Source organism: Microcystis sp. LE18-22.4A (assembly GCF_027531105.1).
In the GTDB taxonomy this organism is placed as follows: domain Bacteria; phylum Cyanobacteriota; class Cyanobacteriia; order Cyanobacteriales; family Microcystaceae; genus Microcystis; species Microcystis aeruginosa.
The window spans coordinates 1-6117 of sequence record NZ_JAPZRB010000521.1 but is presented as its reverse complement, the minus strand read 5'-3'; the positions used below and the strand labels follow the sequence as shown (position 1 = coordinate 6117).

General features: G+C 45.2%; 5 protein-coding genes. 1 reads left to right on the top strand and 4 read right to left on the bottom strand.

Annotation, left to right across the window (positions count from 1 at the left end; genetic code table 11):
- Positions 1 to 208: 208 nt before the first annotated feature.
- From O9295_RS22230 to O9295_RS22220, 3 genes are all read right to left on the bottom strand, one after another.
- A complete protein-coding gene (locus tag O9295_RS22230; RefSeq protein ID WP_288035439.1) occupies positions 209 to 385 on the bottom strand; it encodes a BrnT family toxin in 177 nt (58 codons plus the stop codon).
- 728 nt (positions 386 to 1113) lie between these two features.
- Complete coding sequence (locus tag O9295_RS22225) at positions 1114 to 3012, bottom strand: NAD(P)H-quinone oxidoreductase subunit F (protein ID WP_288035437.1); 1899 nt, start codon at positions 3010 to 3012, stop codon at positions 1114 to 1116.
- A gap of 221 nt (positions 3013 to 3233) precedes the next feature.
- Entirely contained in the window at positions 3234 to 3917 is a 684-nt protein-coding gene (locus O9295_RS22220; protein WP_004162466.1) for a PHP domain-containing protein, read from the bottom strand.
- Positions 3918 to 4582: 665 nt separating this feature from the next.
- On the opposite strand from O9295_RS22220, the gene O9295_RS22215 reads away from it, so the two are divergent.
- Positions 4583 to 5284, top strand: a complete 702-nt coding sequence (locus tag O9295_RS22215; protein ID WP_288035435.1) for a PEP-CTERM sorting domain-containing protein — start codon at positions 4583 to 4585, stop codon at positions 5282 to 5284.
- A 304-nt stretch (positions 5285 to 5588) separates the two neighbouring features.
- On the opposite strand, the gene O9295_RS22210 is transcribed toward O9295_RS22215, so the two are convergent.
- Positions 5589 to 5906, bottom strand: coding sequence for a DUF3067 family protein (locus O9295_RS22210; protein ID WP_002756874.1), 318 nt, complete (start codon positions 5904 to 5906; stop codon positions 5589 to 5591).
- Positions 5907 to 6117 lie beyond the last annotated feature (211 nt).

Below are 6117 nucleotides of genomic sequence, written 5' to 3'. Positions count from 1 at the left end.
TGGAGATAATCCTTAAGAGTAAAGTTAAAGTCCCTTTCCGCAACACAATCAAGATGTCTTGTCTAACAACGCTTTACCAATAAAGCTTAGAGGTAATCCGAACTAGGGAAGTATTCGGAAGTCTGTGCCAGATTGTGTCTCGATGCGGTAGTCTCTACTTGCGTCGCCTAAATTGGTCTAGGCAAGCCCCGTCCCTTTTAGGGCGGGGTTAGTGACTAACTTGTCCCATACAGTAAAATCGATTTTCTTCTTGACTGTGAGCCAGATCTTGTGCGATAACTCTGTTGGGATCAAAAAATGCGTATTGGGCTAATTCAAAGGAAACATCGTGTTTCTGTTGGTTTAAAAGATTTTTATCTTCATCCCATTCAAAGCTTTCATCCATAAGCGGAGTTGATCAGCCTAATCACCATAATTTTAACATATCAAGAGGGATAAGCAAATTGCGAAATTTTGTCTCGCTCCCGTCTTCCTAGAAAAGAACCGAGGCTTTAAAGAACATGAGTTGAATCAAATTGATCGGCTGCTGATAGAACTGGACTTCCCCCGTATAAATATACTAGCTATGGCTAAAAGTCTTACACAGCCTGAGTTAAAGCAATATAATACCAATGGACTACTGGACACAAACTCCTGAAGTCCTTACGCAGATAGGGTTTGAGGCAAAATTTTTCAAATTTGACCCTTCGACCATTATAGCTTGTTTCGGGGCAGAAAACTGGCAAAAACATGGCTACAGTGCGATCACCGATCTTGTAGTGCGATCGCCTCGCCTCGTAGGTTGGGTTGAGCGAAACAATACTGGGTCGAAAATAGCTCAACTCGCTTGAAAAAGCGAAACCCAACCACCCCAAAGATTACTCTTTGTTGGGTTTCCTTGCGTCAACCCAACCTACAATAATTGCTGGTTAATTCAAACGTTAGAGAGCCGTAGGGTGCGTTCCCTAATGGGGGTCTTACTGCTCCACCGATCGATTTTTGGGAACGCACCATGCAGATTGATTGAAGCTGTGACTTTAAGTACGATGCCGCTCTTGTGGGCCCAGTTGAGGAATGTTAGCGAAGATTCCCAATGTTTAGGTTAAAATAGAGGGGCAAAAGTTGCCACAGGGTTCAACGAGTCAAAAGGGATGACCAATAATCAGTTATCAGTGACCATTGACCGTTTAATAAGAGCCAGATTAATCCCCCTATTCCGAATAGAATAGTCAAGACATAAAACTGTGATTGACCGGAAACATTATACTTTAAGGCACTGCCGCTAAAAATCGTCGCTAAACTGACCAAATTAACCAGACCATCAATAATATAACGATCGAGCCAAGCGGTAATTTTTGACAGGCTTCCCACGGCTAAAACCACGGTAAACTGATAGATGCGATCGAGATAGAAGTCATAAGCGAACAAATCCTGCAAGAATCGCAGTATTAACCCGGTTGGTCTCGCCCAAGCTCGTCTTAACTCTACCATTGAGCCGATAACTAGGCCAATTACTCCAGAGGCCATCAGTAAGGGAAAACCCCAGACAATAGTAAAACTCTGGTTATTAACGAGAGGATTGGTGAAAGATAGCCAAAAATCCCAACGTAGGGGAATAATCGGGGCCAATAAAACGATTAAAATCAACGATACCATGGGCAAAGCCATCGGCCAAGCCACTTCCGGGGTGCGATGGGTCTTACTTTGGGTTTGTCCCAAAAAGACTAAACGAAATACCCGAGTAAGATTGACGATGCTAAGACAATTAACAAAGATTAAAACCGCTAATAACCACCAAGGAATCGCCCATTCACCACTTAACCACCGTTTTAATGTCCAAAACATCCCCAGGGGCATTAAAACCGTCATCCCCGCGGAACCTCCTAAAAAAGCCGTGGTTGTAGCCGGCATTCTTGCCCAAATTCCTCCCATTTCCGTGATATTCTGGTTACTGGTGGTGAGAATTAAGGCTCCTGCGCTCATAAACAATAAAGCTTTTGCGATCGCATGGGAGAATAAAATTAGTAAAGCGATATCCACATGACCTAATCCCACCGCAATAAAGACCAAACCGAGATAGGCACTGGTGGAGTGGCATAAAACCCGTTTAATATCAATTTGGGATAAGGCCATCAGAGAAGTACCGATTGCCGTCATTGTCCCCAACACTATTAAAACATTGGCAGCGATCGGAGATAGGGTAAACACCGGCTGCAGCTTAATTAAAACATAGGCCCCCGCCGAAACCACGATCGAATTCCGCATGATTCCGGCTGGATTTGGTCCCTCCATCGCCTCATCTAGCCACAAATTCAGGGGAAATTGGGCGCATTTACCCGTTGGACCAGCAATAAGGGCTAATCCTAACAAAGTCGCCGTCAGAGGCGGTACAGGGTTATTTACTGCCCAATTTTCTAACTGAGAAAAACTCAATCCTTCTCCGTAACTGGACAGAGCCACCAAACCCATCAATAAAATAATATCGCCGACGCGCTTGGTTAAAAAGGCATCTCGGGCCGCGGTTACTACCAAAGGTTGGGCATACCAAAAACCGACGAGGAGATAGGTAGAGACTGTTAACATCTCTAGGAAAGCGTAACTGAATAGTAGGGAGTCACTCAGGGCAATTCCCCCCAAAGCTGCCTCAAAAAAGCCCATTAAGCCATAAAATCTCGCCAAAGACCAATCCTTTTCCATGTAGCCAAGGGCATAGATTTGGGCCAAGAGACTGATGAGGGTAATCACTTCCAGCGTCCCCAAACTGACGGGAGAAAGTTCGATCGAAAGGGATAAACTAAGATCGGCCACTTTTACCCATTCAAAAGTCAGTTTAATCGTCTCTCGATGCCAAATTTGATTAAAAGCGATCGTTCCGTGTATTAACCCTAATACGGTCATCAATAGGTTAATATAAGCGGCCGGCCGCGGACCGGTGCGACTAATAATGCCTAAAGACCAAGGCAAGGTTAAAATCGAACCAATTAAGCCATAAATGGGAATTAACCAGCAAGTGTAAAGGAATAAATCTTTCATTCAGGGGGTTATCAGTTATCAGTTATCAGTTATCAGTGATCAGGTTTAAGTTTTAAGTTATCAGGTTTAAGTTTTCAATTTTCAACAAATTTAGGCTCTTTCACTGGTTACTGGTTACTGATTACTGATCACTGAGCAACGGCCATAAAAAACTAACACTCGATCGAGAAGGGAGCGAGTTTAGTCAATTTAGTTATTTTACAGTTAATCCCGGGATCAGGCTAAATGCGCTGTAATAAAGATTTACCGTGGGAATCGGTGCTACAGGTGGCGAATAATTGATATTGACGACTAAGAGCGAGTGCTTGTTCGGTTTCCCGTTGACTCGGTAGCCAGGGTTTGGGATTGCCGTAGGCATAAAAGGCCTCAATACCATCAATACCCAATTCTACCGCCGCCGCTACTAAATCGGCCGCGGGGCGATGGTAACGAAAGGGATGGGCGAGAACCACTAGGGCCCCCGCTTGCTGTAAACTGTTAATGACTCTAGAGGCCAAAGCTAGATCTCCTTCCGGTTTGGCTCTTTGCAGATAGGGAGTCAAAACGGTATGAGTAGGATCGAAACCATAGCCAAGAATATGCACTTCTGTCTCTAAGAGATTCGCCGTAATTTCTACCCCTGTCCAGAGATGGGGTAGAGAACCCTTTAAATGCTCATTTTCTAGCCAAATTTGGGCTTGTCGATAACCTTCGATCGAGTGATGATCAGTAATTGCTAATCCTTTTAGTCCGATATCTAACGCTTGTCTCATCAAGTCTTGGGGACTCATTTGACCATCGGAACAATGGGTGTGGAGATGGAAATTGTAATGGTAGGGACAACTATCATAGCCGACATTTGCCCACACCGCTTTCAGGGCGAGGGTATCTTGAGCTAGGGGTGGAATTGTAGCAGAAACGACCATGCAGTATTGAGGAAATTTCCCAAAGATTACAAATTGTTAACAATCAGCATAGCAAATACCAAAAAAAATTGGGTAGCTGCTGTTACCACTAATACTAAATCCTCTTTCAAAGGTGTGGGGAAGTAGGGAAGTGGGGAAATGGGGAAATGGGGGAATGGGGAATTTCAACTAAAACCCTAACACCCTAACACCCTAACACCCCACACCCCACACCCTGCCCCCACCGAAAAACTTTTTGCCGCAAACCCTAACTAGAAAAACTTTTAGTCTTGACATAATATTAGGTCGAGGTGTAATCATCTGCGTTTTAGCTTACCTGTGACCATAAATACTTCCTTGACCGCTTCAAATCACACAAGTCTTTAGATAAGGGCTGTACGATAACCGAAGTAGATTGCATTGTTGCGATTGCGTTATGCTTCTAGTAGTTGGGTAGGGTGCGTTAGGCAATCCCTTGTTTTTAGGGCAAAAATCAAGCTCTGAATATTGCCGTAACGCACCACAAAGAAAGGTTTTTGGTGAGTTACGCTAACGCACCCTACTGGGGAGCATCTCACTTTCTTTTCATTCCATTAACTTGACATTTCATCTGTCCAAGGTTATAACTATACTAGAGTGCGTAGTCTACGTACTTTGCCCTAATAAAAAGTAACAAACCACTTAAAATGATCACAAACATCTCTAGACGACTAACCACTGGCGCTCTTGCTATCGCTGGCAGCGTTGCCGCTTTCGGCTTTGCCAATACTGCCCCCGCCCAAGCGCAGGCGGCGTGTCCTTATTTTCAGATGCTTCCGAATTTCCTTGCGCTCCCTAACGGCTGCCTCGATATGGATAAGCTGTACAAAGGTTCCGACCCACACACTTCTGATCAGGCTGACTTTCTTAACTCAATGATAACCATCTCTGTCTCCCAATCGGGAGGACAAGACGTACACCGATTGACTTACACTCGGGGTCCAGCGTTGCCCGCGACCGTTGGCAGTAAGTTCACCCTAGGGTACACCGTGGAAATCGCACCGAGTAGTAGTGCGATGTTCGACGCGGTCTCCTTGGGTGTGGACGTGGCTGGGCAACTTCCGGGGATTACTACTAAGAAGTACATCTCTGGAACCACCATTGGGAATTCGGATATCGGTCTTCTGTCATCAGTCAATGGCACCACGCCCTCTCCGGTTCTTATTCCCGCTGGAATAACAAAGTTGTTCATCCTCGATGAGATCGAAGTCACCAGTGCTGGTGCACAGGTCAATGCGTTCACTAACACCTACACACAAAAACGCATTGTTAAAACCCCCGAACCTTCTGCTATCCTCGGTATCTTAGCCGTTGCTGGTGTTGGCGCTTTCGCTCGTCGCAAGAGCTAGTCACTGCCATTGAATCAAAGGCAAGCGTTAAGGTTAAGCTTAACGCCTTTTTTTGTGTCTAGAGAAGGGGATGGGGGAGTGGGAAGTGGGGGAATGGGGAGAAACAGTACATAACAGGGTTTTTCAGGTTGGATTGGCAGTTAATCGGTACCCTTAGAAAGGGATTTGGTGAGCTAAGACCCATTGTAGCCGCCTCTCCTTAGATTAGCTGAATCTCCCCCGCCCCCCCAACCCCCCCGACATCGGGGGGGCCAGGAGGGGTGTTGCCTCTTGCAAGAGTGCCTCTTGCCTGATCTCAAATTGATCACTGATCACTGATCAGCCATTCCGATGCCCTTTCACCTAGATCTAAGGCCAGACTAACCGCTTTACCGAGACGGGGACGCTCGCGGGTTTCGCGGATAAAAGCTTGAAATTGACTAAAACCACCCCATTCGTGGAGATAATTAGCGATCGCATTGAGATGTTCCAGATATTCGGACTCGGAGAGGGGAAAAGAAGCTTGTTCGAGATATTTCCACATTACCTGGACATGAACCTTATCTTTGATGCGTCGTAGCTGGATATCGTAGGAACGACCCCATTTTTCTAGTAATAATTGCTGTAAGTCCACACCTGTCATGGTTGCTATCGCTTCTCAGATGTCAGTCGGCCTCTTGATTTTATCATAAATGTCAGGGGAAGACCCTCGATTTTACCGAAATTTTGGGTTAAAGCCCCGTCCTTTTAGGACGGCTTTTTAAACTATATCTTGTTAACTTAACTTTTATTGTGCTATACTGATTTTGTCTAAGTCCCCCCTGCGTAAAATGTTTGTCTTAGAGTTTAAAGTT